Origin of the sequence: uncultured Plantibacter sp. (assembly GCF_963518075.1) — a bacterium.
In the GTDB taxonomy this organism is placed as follows: Bacteria; Actinomycetota; Actinomycetes; order Actinomycetales; family Microbacteriaceae; genus Plantibacter; species Plantibacter flavus_A.
In genome coordinates this window covers 90,935-106,633 of the sequence record NZ_CAUQHZ010000004.1, presented here as the reverse complement: position 1 = coordinate 106,633, position 15,699 = coordinate 90,935, and the positions used below count along the sequence as shown (strand labels likewise).

Genomic DNA, 15,699 nt, shown 5'->3' with positions numbered 1-15,699 from the left:
CGCTCCGAAACACCCCGGCAACACGTGTCCCGGTAGAGTCGGCCCATGGGTGACCTGTTCAACGGCTATGGCGGCACGCTCGCCCCGCGCAAGACTCCGGGCGGCGTCCCCGCCTTCGACGAGATGTTCGGCGAGGCGGCGGAACACGCGGGTGGTGCGACCGCCAGGCGGGCGTATCAGGAGATCTACAGCTCCCTCGCACGGATGACCCAGGAGGAGCTCCGAGGTCGCACCGACGCCCTCGCCAGCTCCTACCTCGCGCAGGGCGTCACCTTCGACTTCGCCGGTGAGGAGCGTCCGTTCCCGCTCGACGCGGTCCCGCGGGTGATCGAGCAGCAGGAGTGGACACAGGTCGAGGCCGGCATCAAACAGCGTGTCAAGGCGCTCGAGGCCTTCCTCGCCGACGTCTACGGCCCGCAGCTCGCCGTGCGCGACGGCGTCATCCCCGCGAAGCTCATCTCCTCGTCGTCGCACTTCCACCGGCAGGCCTACGGGATCCAGGCTGCGAACGGCGTCCGCATCCAGGTCTCCGGTATCGACCTCATCCGCGACGAGCACGGTCAGATGCGCGTCCTCGAGGACAACGTCCGGGTCCCGTCCGGCGTCAGCTACGTCATCTCCAACCGTCGCGTGATGGCGCAGACGCTCCCCGAGCTGTTCGTCTCGATGCGCGTCCGGCCCGTCGGTGACTACCCGAACAAGCTCCTGCAGGCGCTGCGTGCGTCGGCCCCGCCCGGCGTCGAGGACCCGAACGTCGTCGTCCTCACCCCCGGCGTGTACAACTCCGCGTACTTCGAGCACACGCTGCTCGCGCGGCTCATGGGCGTCGAACTCGTCGAGGGCCGTGACCTCTTCTGCTCCGGCGGCAAGGTCTTCATGCGCACGACCGCCGGACCCACTCGCGTCGACGTCATCTACCGCCGCGTCGACGACGAGTTCCTCGACCCGCTGTCCTTCCGTGCCGACTCCATGCTCGGTTCGCCCGGGCTCATGCTCGCCGCACGTCTCGGCAATGTGACCATCGCGAACGCCGTCGGAAACGGTGTCGCCGACGACAAGCTCGTCTACACGTACCTGCCCGACCTCATCAAGTACTACCTCGCCGAGGACGCGATCCTCCCGAACGTCGACACCTGGCGTCTCGAGGACCCGCTCGCCCTCGAAGAGGTCCTCGACCGCCTCGACGAGCTCGTCATCAAGCCCGTCGACGGCTCCGGCGGCAAGGGCCTCGTCGTGGGCCCGGACGCCTCGAAGGAGGAGCTCGCGACCCTCAAGACGAAGCTGCAGGAGGACCCGCGCGGCTGGATCGCGCAGCCGGTCGTCATGCTCTCCACCATCCCGACGCTCGTCGAGGACGGCATGCGTCCCCGCCACGCCGACCTGCGACCGTTCGCGGTCAACGACGGCAACGACGTCTGGGTGCTGCCGGGCGGACTCACGCGCGTCGCCCTGCCGGAGGGGCAGCTGGTCGTGAACTCCAGCCAGGGTGGCGGCTCGAAGGACACCTGGGTGGTCGGCCGTGCCTTCGACCCGAACGCCGCGCCCGAGGCCTCGTCGCACGACATCCAGGGTCTCGTCGCCGAGCAGGCCACGACCGAGACGACGTCGATCCCGATCATCTACGACCACGGAACGACCCCGGAGCACTCGCCCCAGGACCGTCCGGTCGGCAACCAGGACCAGCAGGAGCAACAGCAGCAGACGCTCTCCACGCCCGCTGTCACCGGGCAGGAGGACGCATCATGCTGAGCCGCATCGCCGAGAGCCTCTTCTGGATCGGCCGCTACATCGAGCGCAGCGACGGTACCGCGCGCATCCTCGACGTCCACCTGCAGCTGCTGCTCGAGGACCCGTGGATCGACGAGGACACCGCCTGCCGGTCGCTGTTGTCCGTCATGGGCAGCGACGCGCCCGCCGACCAGGAGCTCACCCGCCAGGACGTCCTCGCGCAGCTCGCCGTCGACCGCACCCACCCGGCGTCGATCGCCTACTCGCTCGGCGCAGCCCGCGAGAACGCGCGTCGTGCCCGTGAGATCGTGTCGACCGAGCTCTGGGAGTGCCTCAACACGACGCGTGCCCGGATGCCGCGCCGGGTCGCGAGCGACAAGGTGCACGAGTTCTTCGGGTGGGTGCGCGAGCGCTCGGCCCTCGCCGTCGGCATCGTCGACTCCGCCACGAGTCGTGACGACGCCTGGCGCTTCTTCACCCTCGGTCGCAGCCTCGAACGCGCCGACATGACCGCGCGGCTCCTGGCGACGCGGTCGCTCACCGAGGCGAGTGGCCCGTCCTGGACGACGATCCTCCGCTCCTGCGGCGCCTACGAGGCCTACCTGCGCACGTACCGCGGCATGCCGAGCGCGAAGAACGCGGCCGAGTTCCTGCTGCTCGACCAGCTCTTCCCACGGTCGGTCATGTTCTCCATCAGCCGGGCCGAGGAGTGCATGCGCGACCTCGAACCGCGCCGAGGCCGCGTCGGGACGGTCGATTCCGCCCAGCGCTTGCTCGGACAGATCCGGAGCGACCTCGAATACCGGCCCATCCAGGACACGCTCGTCGACCTCCCCGGTCGGATGGACGCCGTGCAGAACGTCACCAGCCAGGTGTCGGAGGCGATCCGCGAACGCTACTTCCCCACTCATGCGGTGCCCGCGTGGATCGGAGAGAACTCATGACCCGGCTCCACATCAAGCACAGCACGGGCTTCTCCTACGGCGGCAAGGTCAACGCGTCGTACAACGAGGCGCGCATGCTGCCGGTGACGACCGAGGACCAGTACGTCCTGTACTCGCACATCGACATCCAGCCGGGGGCGTCGCAGTCGACGTACACCGACTACTGGGGCATGAAGGTCTCGGCGTTCGAGGTGCTGACCCCACACGACGAGCTCTCGCTCACGGCGACGAGCCTCGTCGAGGTCCGGCCGCGCCAGCACGAACCGCACCCGACGGGCTGGGAGCAGCTCGACATCGCGACCCAGGCCGCCGTGACGCGGGTGGAGCACCTGGAGCAGACGCGCCGGACGACCCCGCCGGACGACCTCGTCGAGCTCGCCCGGACCATCGCCGACCGCCACGAGAGCCCGTGCGAGGCCGCGATGGCCATCAGTCGGGAGATCGGCGAGCAGATGGACTACGTGCAGGGCGTCACGAGTGTGTACTCGACCGCTGCCGAGGCGTGGGCGAACCGCAAGGGCGTCTGTCAGGACATCACGCACATCGTCCTCGGGGCGCTGCGTTCGGTCGGGATCCCGGCCCGCTACGTGTCGGGGTATCTGCACCCGAAGCCGCACGCGGCGATCGGCGAGACGGTGACGGGTGAGTCGCACGCGTGGGTCGAGTGGTTCTGCGGTGACTGGCGTGGGTTCGACCCGACGAACATGGTCGACGTGGGTGAGCGTCACGTCCTCATCGGGCGGGGGCGTGACTACGGCGACGTCTCCCCACTCCGCGGAGTGTACGCGGGCCCCTACCGCTCGAAGCTCTTCGTGAAGGTCGAGATCACCCGAGAGGCCTGACCCGCCGGCCGACGTGGGGCACACCCTCCTCGGTGGATGCGTCAGCGCGGTGCGCTGACGTGAGCGCGGGTCATGCGCGTGAGCGCGGGTCTCCGGAGCGTCGCGCTCACGCGCCAGCCCCGCGGTCGTGCCCGTTCGGGCGCTCTCGTGTCAGCGCATCGCGCCGACGCCCGCAACCCCGCGGTCACGTCAGCGCCCCGCGCCGGCACCCGTAGGATCGACGGCATGCAGACCGAGATGATCGTCCCGGCCCGCCGCCCGATGAAGCTGATCCCCGCGGTGCTGCTCGCCGCGTCCGCGTTCTGCCTCTTCGGCCTCATGCAGCCGCTCGCCGGCTATCCGCTCCTCGTCGCCGCGCTCGCGACCGCGATCCTCATCGACCGAGAACTCGCGAAGGACCTGTTCCTCATCGCGATCGGCATCGGGATCGTCTCGACCACATCCGTGGAGGCGGACGTCTCCTGGCCGAGCTTCTTCCGCATCGGCACCGTGCTCCTGCTGGCGGTCGGTGTCCCGTTCCTCATCGACCGATTCGTCTACCGGCGGAAGGCGATCACCTTCCCCTGGCGCAGCCGCGAGAAGAAGACGAAGGGCGAGATCGCCTATCTCGTCGCCGTTCCGCTGCTCGGCTGGGCGATCCTCCCGTTCTACTTCATCCGCTCCGGTGCCTACGAGAACTGGCCGGTGATCAGCGACGCCGGGGAACTCGGCCGGTTCTTCGTCGGCGTCAACGCGGTCGGCACGTGGGACGAGCTGTTCTTCATCTGCACCTGCTTCGCTCTGCTGCGCCGGCACTTCCCGGTCTGGCAGGCCAACCTTCTGCAGGCCGTCATCTTCGTCTCGTTCCTGTGGGAACTCGGTTACCGCTCGTGGGGTCCGCTGCTGACGTTCCCGTTCGCACTCCTCCAGGGGTACCTGTTCTCGAAGACGCGGTCGCTCGGGTACATCCTCGCGGTCCACCTGCTGTTCGACGCGATCGTCTTCCTCGCGATCGTGCACGCCCACCATCGCGACTGGATCCCGATCTTCTGGTACTGAGCGAAGACTTCGTCCGCCAGCGCACCGCTCTGACGCGAAGGTCGCTGTTCCGGGCCCAGCGCGGTGCGCTGACGCGAGCGGCGGTGTTCAGGTTCCAGCGCGGGTCTGGCGGGTGACCGCGGGTCTCCAGAGGGGCGCGCTCACGCCACAGCCCCGCGCTCGCGTCAGCGCACCGCGCTGGCAGCAAGCCGGACGGGGAATCAGGGGGCGGCGGGCTTCGTCGCCGCTCCGTCGAGCCAGAGCTCGGTCGACTCGTCACGGTGCACCCCGTCGGTGCCGACGTGCTTCTCGCTGATCGTCGGACCGTTCTTGATGACGTGCACGAGCGCCATCCCGTGACCTCGGCCGAGCTCGTAGTCCGCCTTCAGCCACTCGAGGATCTCACCGGCCTTCGTCGACGCGTCGAAGCCGCGGGCGTGCGCCTCGTCGACGAGCGCGCGCGGGGTCTTGCCGGTCTTCGCCTCGGCGGCATCGAGATAGGCCTGGAACGACATGACGGCTCCTTCGTCGATCGGGTGTCAGCGCCATCGTAGCCAGCGCCGGCACCGAGCGATAGGCCTCGCAGCGCGCCATGCGGCCTCCCTCCAGGGTGGGCGGCGACGACGCCAATAGGGTGAGGGGATGGACCGCCCCAGCAGGACCCCCGCCGGATTCGCCGCGACCGTCGGCATCGACCTCCTCGCCGTCATCGTGTTCGTCCTCATCGGCCGCGCCAGCCACGGCGAAGGCGTCCTCGGACTCCTCGTGACGCTGTGGCCGTTCGCCGTCGGGCTCCTCGTCGGACACGTGCTCGCGCTCGTCCTCGGTCAGCGTGAGACCCGCTCCGTCCGCTGGGCGGGCGTCGTCGTCTGGGTGTCGACCGTCGTCGTCGGAATGGTGCTGCGCGCGGTCTCCGGCCAGGGCGTCCAACTCAGCTTCGTCATCGTGACCGTCCTCGTCCTCGCCGCTCTCCTCCTGGGGTGGCGCTTCGTCGCGTGGCTCATCGCGCGCCGACGCCGATGACGACCCCGACCCCGACCCCGACACCGACGAGCACATGAGCGCCGAGCGCTGGGGACGCTGGTACTTCGCGGTGCAGGCCCTCGCCGGTGCAGCGTGGTGGGTGTCGGTGTTCCTCGTCCCGCCCGTCCGTGCGGCGACGCTCGGCAGCCTCGACCCCGTCGTCACAGCCGTGCTCGACGTCCCGTTCTTCGTCGTCGCCTCGGCGCTCGCCGCATGCGCCATCCAATGGGCGGCGATCCTCGCGACCGGATGGACGCTGCTGGTCACCGTGTCACTGGGGATCTTCGCGGCCGTGACCCAGGAGGCGGGCGTCGGTGCCCTGCTGATGATCGGTGCCGCGTTCGGCTCGGTCACGGCACTCGCGCTCGTCCTCACGGGCGGGATCCCGAGAGCGTGGATCGCCGTCGGGCCGTTCGCCTTCCGCCCGGCGGATGCGTCGGCGTCGACCGGTTCGCAACTCGTGAGGACCGCCGTCGAGATCGTCGCGTTCTGGGGTGTCTTCCTCGCGGTGATCCCCGCCGTCCTGCGCTTCTTCGAGTCGCGGTGGCAGGTCGCGGTCGCCCTGCCGCCGGGTGCCGAGCAGTTCGCCGTGGCCGTCGGCATCGTCGTCCTGGTGCTCGGGAGCGTCGTCGGGCTCTGGTCCGCAGCCGCGATGGCGACGACCGGTGGTGGGACGCCGCTACCCGCCGCGATGCCGAACCGACTCGTCATCGCCGGCCCGTATCGCTTCGTCCGCAATCCGATGGCCGTCGGCAGCATCGTCCAGGGCATCGGCGTCGGACTCCTGCTGTCGTCCTGGATCGTGGTCGTCTACGCGGTCTTCGGCGCCGTCGTCTGGAACGTCCTGGTCCGGCCGGTCGAGGAGGCCGACCTCGAGGCGCGCTTCGGCGAGCCGTACCGCCGCTACCGCGATGAGCTGCGGTGCTGGGTCCCGAGCCTCCGTCCGGTGGCGGCTCGTTCGTGACTCCTGCTGCGCGTGACGACCGGCCGCGTCACCCGCCGCCCCGCCCGGCCGGGAGCCCCGGCGGTCGCAGGATGCAGGAGTTGTGGACGCCGAGCGGGTCGGAGCGGAGGACCGTCTAGCGGCGGGAGCCGGTGAGGGTCGTCGACTCGTCGACCGGCGACGACTCCGGACGCGGCTCGGGCGCCTTCGCGCGCGACTTCGGCTTCGGCAGCGGGATCGGCGAGGTGAGCGCGATCTGCTCCGAGAAGTCCTCCGGCGTGACCGGGGACACGACCCCGTCGTGGGTGAACTGCAGGCGCCAGCGGGAGTCCGGCGCGACGCGCAGACGGAGGTGATGACGGAACACCCCGTAGGCGAGGCCGGTGGCGCAGGCCGCGAACCCGGCGAGTGCGCCCAGGCCGAGCGCCCAGCGCGGCCCGAAGGTGTTCGCCACCCACCCGACGATGGGCGCGCCGATCGGGGTGCCACCCATGAGGATCGCCATGTACAGCGCCATCACCCGGCCACGGACGGCGGCCTCGGTGCTCGTCTGCACGAGTCCGTTCGCCGTCGTCAGGAGCGTCACCGTCGAGAAGCCGACGAGGATCAGCACGGCGGCGAACGACCAGTAGCTCGGCATGAACGCGGCCGTGAGTGCAGCGACGCCGAAGAGCCCGGCCGCGCCGACGATCATCCGCATCTGGGCCTGCGCCCGCCGCGCCGCGAGGAGCGCGCCGGTCAGGGAACCGATCGCGAGCACCGAGGAGAGGATGCCGTACTCGCCCGCGCCCTTGCCGAACTCGACGGCCATGGTCGAGGCGAAGATCGGGAAGTTCATGCCGAACGCGCCCATGATGAACACGATCACGAAGATCACCATGAGGTCCGGCCGTCCGCGGACGTAGCGGAAGCCCTCGACGAACTGTCCTCTCGCCCGCGGTGGGCGCGGCGCCCGACGGAGCTTGCCGGTGCGCAGGGCCAACAGGGCGCCGATGACGCCGAGGAAGGTGAAGGCGTTCACGACGAACACCCACCCGGAGCCGATCGCGACGATGAGGAGACCGGCGATGGCCGGGCCGACCATGCGCGCCGCGTTGAAGGACGCCGAGTTGAGCGCGACGGCGTTCGACATGTTGTGCTCGTCGACGAGCTCGGAGACGAAGGTCTGGCGGGCCGGGCCGTCGACGGCGTTGATGATGCCGAGGGCCAGCGCGAAGAGGTACATGTGCCACAGCTCGGCGTGACCGAAGATGAGCAGGGCGCCGAGGGCTGCGGCCAGGAGCATGAGGCTCGACTGGGTGAGGATGAGGATCTTCCGCTTGTCGAAGCGGTCGGCGATGAGACCGGTGATCGGCACGAGGACGAGCTGCGGCCCGAACTGCAGGGCCATGGTGGCGCCGACGGCCACGGCGTCGTTGTCGGTGAGGTCGGTCAGCACGACCCAGTTCTGGGTGGTGGCCTGCATCCAGGCGCCGACGTTCGACACGAGTGCGCCGATGAACCAGATGCGGTAGTTGACGCTGGACAGGGAACGGAACATTGCACTCACTGGGTGGCGAGTCTCCTCATGATCTCGGCTGCGCGGGCGAGGGTGTCGCGTTCGTCCGGGGTGAGCGCGCGCAGTTGCTGGGTGATCCACGCGTCGCGTTTCCGGACGGTCTCGGTGACGGTGGTGTGGCCCGCTTCGGTGAGGGCGATGGTGACCTTCCGGCGGTCGGCCGCGTCGGTTTCTCGGGTGACGTACCCGGCCTCTTCGAGGCAGTTGACGGTGCGATTCATGGATGGCGCGGACACGCGGTCGCGTTCGGCCAGTGCCCGCAGGGTTGCGGAGCCCTCTTTGTAGAGCCCTCCGAGGACGGAGAACTGTGGATCGCTGAGGTCGTCGACCGACTTCTCCCCGCGCAGTCGTCTCGCGAGCCGGAAGGTGCCCATCCGGAGTTCGGACGCCTGCTCGGCGATCGTCAGTGCCCTGGTCTTCGTCGCTGCTCCGCTTGCCACGATCCATTAGCTTAGCTCATTAGCCACCCTAAGTATACCCGCGAACTGTCACAAACCGACAGTGCACGGGGAGCAGGACTGGCAGTTGGTGACAGTTCGCGAGCAGGGGGGTCAGAGCCAGCGGCGGGCTCGGAAGATGGCGTACAGGGTCCCGGAGAGGACGAGCATCGCTCCGATGGCGACCGGGTAGCCGAACTGCCAGTGCAGCTCTGGCATGTCGTCGAAGTTCATGCCGTAGACGGTGCCGATGAGTGTCGGGGCGAAGAGGATTGCCGCCCAGGAGGAGATCCGCTTGATCTCCTCGTTCTGCGCTAGCGCCGTCTCGCTCATCCGACGCGACTCCTCGTTCTGCGCGAGGCTCGCCTCCGAGAGGCGTCGCATCTCCTCGTTCTGCTGCTGCGTCATGAGCGTCGCGTGCACCGTGAGCGCGTTGCGGAGCAGGTGGCGGAAGGAGTCGACGCGCTCCGCGATCCGGAGGGTGTGGTCGAGCACGTCGCGGAAGCCGTTGCGCAGCTCCTCGTCGAGACCGTACTTGTCGGCACCCTGCAGCAGGCCGTGGAGCATGGCCCGCAGGGGCGTGGTCGCGCGCTGGAACGCGATGACCTGACGCAACAGTTCGTAGATGCGACGCGAGACGTCCGCGGCGTCGCCGAAGAGCTCGTCCTCGATCTCGTCGATGTCGTTCTCGAGCCCCGCGACGACGGGACCGTAGCCGTCGACGACCTGGTCGAGCACCGCGTGCAGGACGGCGTCGGGACCGAGTGCGAGGATGTCGGGCCGGGCTTCGAGTCGCCGCCGGACCTGGCCGAGGTCGGGCTTTTCCGCGTGGCGGACCGTGACGACGAACCCGGGTCCGACGAACAGGTGCACCTCGCCGAACTCGACCCGCTCCTCCTCGTCCAGGTAGCGGGCGGGACGCAGGACGACGAACAGCGTGTCGCCGTACCGCTCGAGCTTCGCCCGCTGATGGCCCTTCAGGGCGTCCTCCACGGCGAGCGGATGCAGGTCGAACTCCTGAGCGACGGAGCGGATCTCCGACGGTTCCGGGCGGTACAGACCGATCCAGGCCATGCCGCGCTGTTCGTTGAGGAGCTCGTACGTCGCGTCGAGCGATCGCGGGCTCGCCGAGCGCCGTCCGGTCACGTAGATGCCGTTGTCGATGAGTGCCATGAGGTCTCCGTCCATCGATCGACGGGAACGTGCGGCGGCCGCGCGGGTGCAGGCGATCGCGGTGGATCGCACCCGGGGAGGTGTGAGTGAGGGCGCCTCGGCACCGGCGGTGGCAGCGCCTACCGGGTGAGGGAGGCGGGGCGGCTCGTCGATGCGGTGGCGCGGGTACTGTCACCAGCCATGGCCGCTCACCTCGCTTCCGTCGAAACCTGCCGGCCCGCCGTTCGGGCCTCGTTCACCGTACGCCTGCCCTCCGGGAACTGCAAACGGACTCGCGACGCCGCCGGTCCGAGGGCCTACGCTGGCGGGATGAGCGAGCAGACCCCGCCACCCGTCTCCGACGCGAACCGCCCCGTCGAGCCACGACCGTATGCGACCGAGACGATCGTCGACGACGACGGCGTCACGGTCTACGTCTACCTGTGGGAGGTGCCGAACCCGCGGGCCGTCGTGCACATCGCCCACGGCGCGGGCGAGCACGCCCTCCGGTACGGGCGTCTCGCCGCACGGCTCAACGACGCGGGATACACGGTCGTGGCCGACGACCACCGCGGCCACGGTCGCACGGGCCTCGAGCACCTCGGCCTCGGCAAGCTCGGCCCGCGGACCACCCGGGGCGCGATCGACTCCGTCGCCGCCGTCGGCCGGTACCTGCGGACCCGCTTCCCCGAGTCGCGGCTCGCGTTGCTCGGTCACAGCTGGGGCTCGCTCATGGCGCAGAAGGTCGTCGCCGAACACGATCTGTACGAACTCCTCATCCTCTCCGGCACCTCGCTCGCGATGCCCGGCGTCATCAACGCCGGCGACCTCAACAAGCGCTGGCGGAAGACCGGGAAGACCGGTCTCGAGTGGCTCAACCGCGACCCGGCAGCCTGGGCCGCGTTCGCCGCCGACGAGCGCAACTTCGACATCGGCGTCACCCCCGTGTGGAACCCGATCCAGGCGTTCGCCTTCCTCGGTCGCCCGCCGAAGCGCCTGCCGCGCAAGCTGCCCGTGCTGATCCTCGGCGGCTCCGACGATGCCCTCGGCGGCGTCCGCGGCCTGACCCTGCTCCGCGACGCGTACGTGAAGCGCTCGAAGCTGACGGACGTGACGCTCGTCATCTACCCCGAGGCGCGGCACGAGATCTTCAACGAGCTGAACCGCGAGGACGTCGAGCGCGACGTCGTGGAGTGGCTCGACCAGCGCACCTGAGCGGGCGGGTCGCCGGGTGTGCGGACCGGTGACAAGCTCAGGGGCCGCGGGGTACAGTCGCGACACCCACACTCGACGCAGAGGAGACCCGGTGACCTCGGACGGACCCACCTACAGCCACCGCAGACGGAACTCGGCCGAGCGCATCGCGCGGTCGCTCGCGGGAGCGAGTACGGTCCCGTACTGGCTCGACAGCCCCGACCGGCCGACGTCGGAGCCCCGACTCGTCGGCCAGGTCACGGCGGATCTGCTGGTCGTCGGCGGCGGCTACTCCGGACTCTGGACGGCGCTCATCGCCAAGGAGACCGACCCCTCGCGTGACGTCGTGCTCATCGAGGGCAAGGAGGTCGGCTGGGCGGCGAGTGGCCGGAACGGCGGCTTCTTCGAGGAGAGCCTCACCCACGGCGTCGACAACGGCGAGCGTCACTTCGCCGACGAACTGCCGGAGCTCGATCGCCTGGCGGACGAGAACTTCGACGAGTTCGTCGCCACGCTCGACCGTCTCGGGATCGACGCCGAGTTCGAGCACACCGGTGTGCTCACGGTCGCGACCGAGCCGCATCAGGTCGACGCGCTGCGCGAGGTGTCGGGCGACGGTGTCTTCCTCGATCGCGAGGCCGTCCAGGCGCTCGTGCACTCACCCGTGTACCTGGCTGGTCAGCGCGAGTGGAAGAGCACCGCGCTCGTCCACCCGGCGAAGCTCGCCTGGGGCTTGAAGCGCGCCTGCATCGAGCTCGGTGTGCGGGTCTTCGAGCACACCCCGGCGACCCGGCTGCGGCGCTCGGGCGACGGCGTCGCGGTGACCACGAAGCAGGGCGGGGTGCAGGCCCGGCAGGTCGCGCTCGCCACCAACGGCTTCCCGTCGCTCCTCAAGCGCACGGAACTCCTGACGATCCCCGTGTACGACTACGTGCTCATGACCGAGCCGCTCTCCCCGGAGCAGCTCGAGAGCATCGGGTGGACCGACCGTTTCGGTATCGCCGACTCGAGTCGCGAGTTCCACTACTCCCGCCGGTCCGCCGACGACCGCATCCTCTACGGCGGCTTCGACGCGGTCTACCACCGGGGTGGCAGGATCCGGCCGGAGCACGATCAGCGCCGCGAGACGTTCGAGACCCTCGCCGACCACTTCTTCACGACCTACCCGCAACTCGACGTCCGGTTCACCCACGCGTGGGGCGGCATGATCGACATGTGTTCGCGGCTCTCGGCGTTCCAGGGCACGGCACTCGGCGGACGCGTCGCCTACAGCGCCGGGTTCACCGGGCTCGGGGTCGGCGCGACGCGCTTCGGTGCGAAGGTCATGCTCGATCTGCTGAGTGGCGAATCGACCGAGTTGACCCGCCTGAAGATGGTCCGGTCCAAGCCGATCCCCATCCCGCCGGAGCCCATCGCGAACCCCGCGATCCAGACCGTCCGCCGCGCGGTCGCCCGTTCCGACGCGAACGAGGGCCGCGACGGCCTGCTCCTGAAGGTCATGGACCGCTTCGGCATCGGCTTCGACTCCTGACCCGGTTCGACGCCCCTTCCGGGGAATCCGGACGCCGTCCAGGAATAGGCTGGGGGCATGCATGGTGAGTACAAGGTCCCGGGTGGCAAGCTCGTCGTCGTCGATCTCGAGGTGGTCGACGACCGCATCGCGGACTTCCGCCTCGCCGGCGACTTCTTCCTCGAACCCGACGACGCACTCGCGCTGATCGACCGCGCCGTCACGGGGCTTCCCGCCACCACCGACGCCGCAGGCCTCGCCGCGGCCATCCGCGGGGCGCTGCCCGAGGACGCCGTGCTCCTCGGCTTCACGCCCGAGGCCGTCGCGACGGCGATCCGCCGCTCGCTCGCGAAGGCGACGGGCTGGGGCGACTACGACTGGCAGCTCGTCCACGAGGGCTCGGTGTCACCCCAGCTCCACCTCGCGCTCGACGAGGTCCTGACGAACGAGGTCGGCGAGGGCCGCCGTGGTCCGACGCTCCGCATCTGGGAGTGGGACCAGTCGGCGGTCGTCATCGGCAGCTTCCAGTCGCTCAAGAACGAGGTCGACCTCGACAACGCGAAGGCGAACGGCTTCGAGGTCGTCCGCCGCGTCTCCGGCGGTGGCGCGATGATGATGCAGCGCGGTGGCATCATCACCTACTCGCTCTACGTCCCGGCCGAGCTCGTGAACGGCATGACCTTCGCCGACTCCTACGCCTACCTCGACGACTGGGTGCTCGTCGCCCTCCGTTCGCTCGGCATCGAGGCGACGTACCAGCCGCTCAACGACATCACGAGCCCGTCGGGCAAGATCGGCGGTGCCGCGCAGAAGCGACTCGGGAACGGCGCCGTCCTGCACCACGTCACGATGAGCTACGACATGGACGGGGAGCTCATGACCCGGGTGCTCCGCATCGGGCGTGAGAAGCTCAGCGACAAGGGCACGACTTCTGCGGCGAAGCGCGTCGACCCGCTCCGCAGCCAGACCGGGCTCTCGCGGGCCGAGATCATCGACCGCATGAAGGACACCTTCGTCGAGATCACCGGCGCGACCCCCGGCCACGTCACCGATGCCGAGCGCTCCGCCGCCGAGCAGCTCGTCACCGACAAGTTCGCCACCGACGCCTGGCTCACCCGCGTCCCATAACCCTCCCCGCAGCCCGCGAGGGGTCCCGAATGGTCGGTCCGGGAGGATCGGCACCAGCCATCCGGGACCCCTCGCGGGCTAGGGTGGGGGGACGATGACAGCGCAGAACGAGACACCCGACCCGTCGACCCCCGCCACGCAGGCGTCCCTCGAGCAACGGCTCGCCGACGCGGTGGCCGCCGAGAGCGAGACCCGGGTCGTCGAACGCTGCGTCTCCCTGCTCGCCGGTCGCTACGAGGGTGAGGACTTCCTCCGCGTCGTCGGCGGACACCACGCCGAGGGCATCCTCGGCGGAGCGCCCGCGCTGTACTGGCCCGAGCTCTGGGGCACCCGCGCCCTGCTGCACGTGTGGGACGACTCGGCCACCGCGCCCGTCGTCGGAGCACTCGGCAACCAGGCCTGGCGCGTCCGGGAGATGGCCGCACGCGTCTGCGCCGAGCGTCGGATCGGCGACGTCGCCGCGATCGCACCACTGCTGAGCGACGACCACGCCCGCGTGCGCGCAGCCGGAGCCCGGGCGCTCGCCGTCGTCGGTGGAGAGGACGCCAAGCCGCTCCTCGAAGCGCTCCTCCGTGACCCCGACCGCGAGGTCCGTCGCGCCGCGCAGCAGTCGGCGAAAGCGCTCGCCGCCCGCCGCTGAGCTCGCGAGGGGGCCCGAACGGTCGGTCCCGGACGCTCGGCACCAGCCATTCGGGACCCGTCGCGGGCCGGACTAGTGGGTGCCGGCCTCGAGCAGGATGATGACGATCCCGAAGAGGGCCGTCGCGACACCGCCGAGGAGACACCACCACCAGCGTGACCCGCGCACCACGAACGCCGCGCAGCCGAGCACGAAGAGCATCAGCGTGGACACCTGCAACGCCAGGATCACGGCATGCTCATGGCTGAGCACACCGGCGATGCCGAACACGAGCGGGATCGTCGGGAGCACGGCGGACAGGAGCATCCCGGACGACTCCTGGAACCCGTGCCTGATCGACGCTCCGAGTGTCACCAACGCTTCGTGCCGATCGTCGCCGTGGTGTGCGAGGGCGGCCGAGTAGACGTGCGCGAGCCAGAACACGATGAGGGTCAGCGCACTCGTGATGAGCACCTGTTCGACGTCGTCGTCCTCGTACACGCTCGACGCGCCGACGAGGCCGGCGTAGACGACGGTGCCGTAGATCGCGCTCGACGAGGTGAGGCGTCGCAACGGTGACAGATTCGGCTGCATGATCCAGAGGATAGCGGGCACCGCGGCCCGGCGTCCGGTTCAGTCGCCGACGTTGCGCTCGCCGCGCTCGTAGACCGAGGCGGCGGGCCCGACGATGTTGGTGTCGGGCGTGCCGACGACCTCGTGGTCCTTGTTCTCGTAGTCGAAGCGGTGCAGCACGTGCCGCATCGCCTCGACCCTGGCGCGCTTCTTGTCGTTGCTCTTGACGATCGTCCACGGGGCGTCGGCGGTGTCCGTCGCTTCGAGCATCGCCTCCTTCGCGCGGGTGTAATCGCCCCACTTGTCGAGTGACGCGAGGTCCATCGGGGAGAGCTTCCATTGCCGCACCGGGTCGACCTGCCGGATCGCGAAGCGCGTCCGCTGCTCGTCGGCGGAGACGGAGAACCAGAACTTCACGAGGTCGACGCCGTCGCCGACGAGCATCTGCTCGAACAGCGGTGCCTGGCGCATGAACTCGTCGTACTGCGCCGGGGTGCAGAACCCCATCACGCGTTCGACGCCCGCGCGGTTGTACCAGGACCGGTCGAACAGCACGATCTCGCCGGCGGCCGGCAGGTGCTGGACGTAGCGCTGGAAGTACCACTGCGTGGACTCGCGGGCGGTCGGCTTCTCGAGCGCCACGACACGGGCGCCGCGCGGGTTGAGGTGCTCGGTGAAGCGCTTGATCGTGCCGCCCTTGCCCGCGGCGTCGCGTCCCTCGAACACGACGACCAGCCGACGGTCGTTCGCCTTGATCCAGTTCTGCAGCTTCAGCAGCTCGATCTGGAGCAGCCGCTTGTCGCTCTCGTACTGCTCACGCGACATGCGCTCCGCATACGGGTAGCCCTCGCGCCAGGTGTCGATGTGGCTGCCGGCGGCGTCCAGCAGGATGGGGTCGTCGTCGTCGACATCGACCACCTGGTAACCGTCGACCTGGTCGAGTGCGGGCGGTGGTGCGTAGTGCGAGACGAGCTGCTGCATGGTCGGGACGCTAGTCCCCGTGCGTGACCGCCAGGTGGCCGGTGGGTGAC

The 15,699-nt window shown here is 69.6% G+C and carries 16 protein-coding genes; 10 read left to right on the top strand and 6 right to left on the bottom strand.

The genetic code is table 11. The annotated features are described in order from the left end of the window. Positions 1-45 precede the first annotated feature (45 nt). The 4 genes from RWN05_RS07255 to RWN05_RS07240 all read left to right on the top strand — a co-directional run bounded on the left by RWN05_RS07255 (position 46) and on the right by RWN05_RS07240 (position 4,552). Positions 46-1,749, top strand: a complete 1,704-nt coding sequence (locus RWN05_RS07255; RefSeq protein WP_071260396.1) for a circularly permuted type 2 ATP-grasp protein — start codon at positions 46-48, stop codon at positions 1,747-1,749. After that, positions 1,743-2,672 (top strand): alpha-E domain-containing protein, encoded by a 930-nt coding sequence (locus tag RWN05_RS07250; protein WP_064295753.1) that lies wholly within the window; start codon positions 1,743-1,745, stop codon positions 2,670-2,672. Before RWN05_RS07255 ends, RWN05_RS07250 begins: the two co-directional genes overlap by 7 nt. Further along, complete coding sequence (locus RWN05_RS07245) at positions 2,669-3,514, top strand: transglutaminase family protein (protein WP_064295754.1); 846 nt, start codon at positions 2,669-2,671, stop codon at positions 3,512-3,514. The genes RWN05_RS07250 and RWN05_RS07245 overlap by 4 nt, the downstream gene beginning before the upstream one ends. A gap of 225 nt (positions 3,515-3,739) precedes the next feature. Further along, positions 3,740-4,552 carry a CPBP family intramembrane glutamic endopeptidase gene (locus RWN05_RS07240; RefSeq protein ID WP_064295771.1) on the top strand — a complete coding sequence of 271 codons (813 nt, stop codon included), beginning with the start codon at positions 3,740-3,742 and terminating at the stop codon, positions 4,550-4,552. A 200-nt stretch (positions 4,553-4,752) separates the two neighbouring features. On the opposite strand, the gene RWN05_RS07235 is transcribed toward RWN05_RS07240, so the two are convergent. Further along, positions 4,753-5,046 (bottom strand): DUF4287 domain-containing protein, encoded by a 294-nt coding sequence (locus tag RWN05_RS07235; protein ID WP_071260650.1) that lies wholly within the window; start codon positions 5,044-5,046, stop codon positions 4,753-4,755. A 127-nt stretch (positions 5,047-5,173) separates the two neighbouring features. On the opposite strand from RWN05_RS07235, the gene RWN05_RS07230 reads away from it, so the two are divergent. Then, entirely contained in the window at positions 5,174-5,554 is a 381-nt protein-coding gene (locus RWN05_RS07230) for a DUF3054 domain-containing protein (protein WP_079003540.1), read from the top strand. A 34-nt stretch (positions 5,555-5,588) separates the two neighbouring features. Then, the gene (locus tag RWN05_RS07225) at positions 5,589-6,518 is read left to right on the top strand and encodes an isoprenylcysteine carboxylmethyltransferase family protein (protein ID WP_314139089.1); all 930 of its coding nucleotides are present in this window, start codon (positions 5,589-5,591) and stop codon (positions 6,516-6,518) included. A 115-nt stretch (positions 6,519-6,633) separates the two neighbouring features. Here RWN05_RS07225 and RWN05_RS07220 read toward each other — a convergent pair whose 3' ends face one another. From RWN05_RS07220 to RWN05_RS07210, 3 genes are all read right to left on the bottom strand, one after another. After that, complete coding sequence (locus RWN05_RS07220) at positions 6,634-8,037, bottom strand: MFS transporter (protein ID WP_314139088.1); 1,404 nt, start codon at positions 8,035-8,037, stop codon at positions 6,634-6,636. A 5-nt stretch (positions 8,038-8,042) separates the two neighbouring features. Beyond that, positions 8,043-8,495, bottom strand: a complete 453-nt coding sequence (locus tag RWN05_RS07215) for a MarR family winged helix-turn-helix transcriptional regulator (RefSeq protein ID WP_229939713.1) — start codon at positions 8,493-8,495, stop codon at positions 8,043-8,045. A 111-nt stretch (positions 8,496-8,606) separates the two neighbouring features. Beyond that, positions 8,607-9,665 carry a magnesium and cobalt transport protein CorA gene (locus RWN05_RS07210; protein ID WP_064295772.1) on the bottom strand — a complete coding sequence of 353 codons (1,059 nt, stop codon included), beginning with the start codon at positions 9,663-9,665 and terminating at the stop codon, positions 8,607-8,609. Between the two features lie 309 nt (positions 9,666-9,974). On the opposite strand from RWN05_RS07210, the gene RWN05_RS07205 reads away from it, so the two are divergent. From RWN05_RS07205 to RWN05_RS07190, 4 genes are all read left to right on the top strand, one after another. Further along, positions 9,975-10,859 carry an alpha/beta fold hydrolase gene (locus RWN05_RS07205; RefSeq protein WP_314139087.1) on the top strand — a complete coding sequence of 295 codons (885 nt, stop codon included), beginning with the start codon at positions 9,975-9,977 and terminating at the stop codon, positions 10,857-10,859. A gap of 91 nt (positions 10,860-10,950) precedes the next feature. Next, positions 10,951-12,369 (top strand): FAD-dependent oxidoreductase, encoded by a 1,419-nt coding sequence (locus tag RWN05_RS07200; protein WP_314139086.1) that lies wholly within the window; start codon positions 10,951-10,953, stop codon positions 12,367-12,369. A 57-nt stretch (positions 12,370-12,426) separates the two neighbouring features. Next, a complete protein-coding gene (locus RWN05_RS07195; protein WP_314139085.1) occupies positions 12,427-13,476 on the top strand; it encodes a biotin/lipoate A/B protein ligase family protein in 1,050 nt (349 codons plus the stop codon). Positions 13,477-13,570: 94 nt separating this feature from the next. Beyond that, positions 13,571-14,116: a HEAT repeat domain-containing protein gene (locus RWN05_RS07190; protein WP_079706438.1), complete on the top strand. Its 546-nt coding sequence runs from the start codon at positions 13,571-13,573 to the stop codon at positions 14,114-14,116. A 72-nt stretch (positions 14,117-14,188) separates the two neighbouring features. Here the strand turns inward: RWN05_RS07190 and RWN05_RS07185 are convergent, their stop codons facing one another. Both RWN05_RS07185 and ppk2 read right to left on the bottom strand, forming a co-directional pair. Then, entirely contained in the window at positions 14,189-14,689 is a 501-nt protein-coding gene (locus RWN05_RS07185; protein WP_314139083.1) for a hypothetical protein, read from the bottom strand. Positions 14,690-14,728: 39 nt separating this feature from the next. Further along, entirely contained in the window at positions 14,729-15,649 is a 921-nt protein-coding gene (gene ppk2, locus RWN05_RS07180; RefSeq protein ID WP_064295763.1) for a polyphosphate kinase 2, read from the bottom strand. Positions 15,650-15,699: the final 50 nt, after the last annotated feature.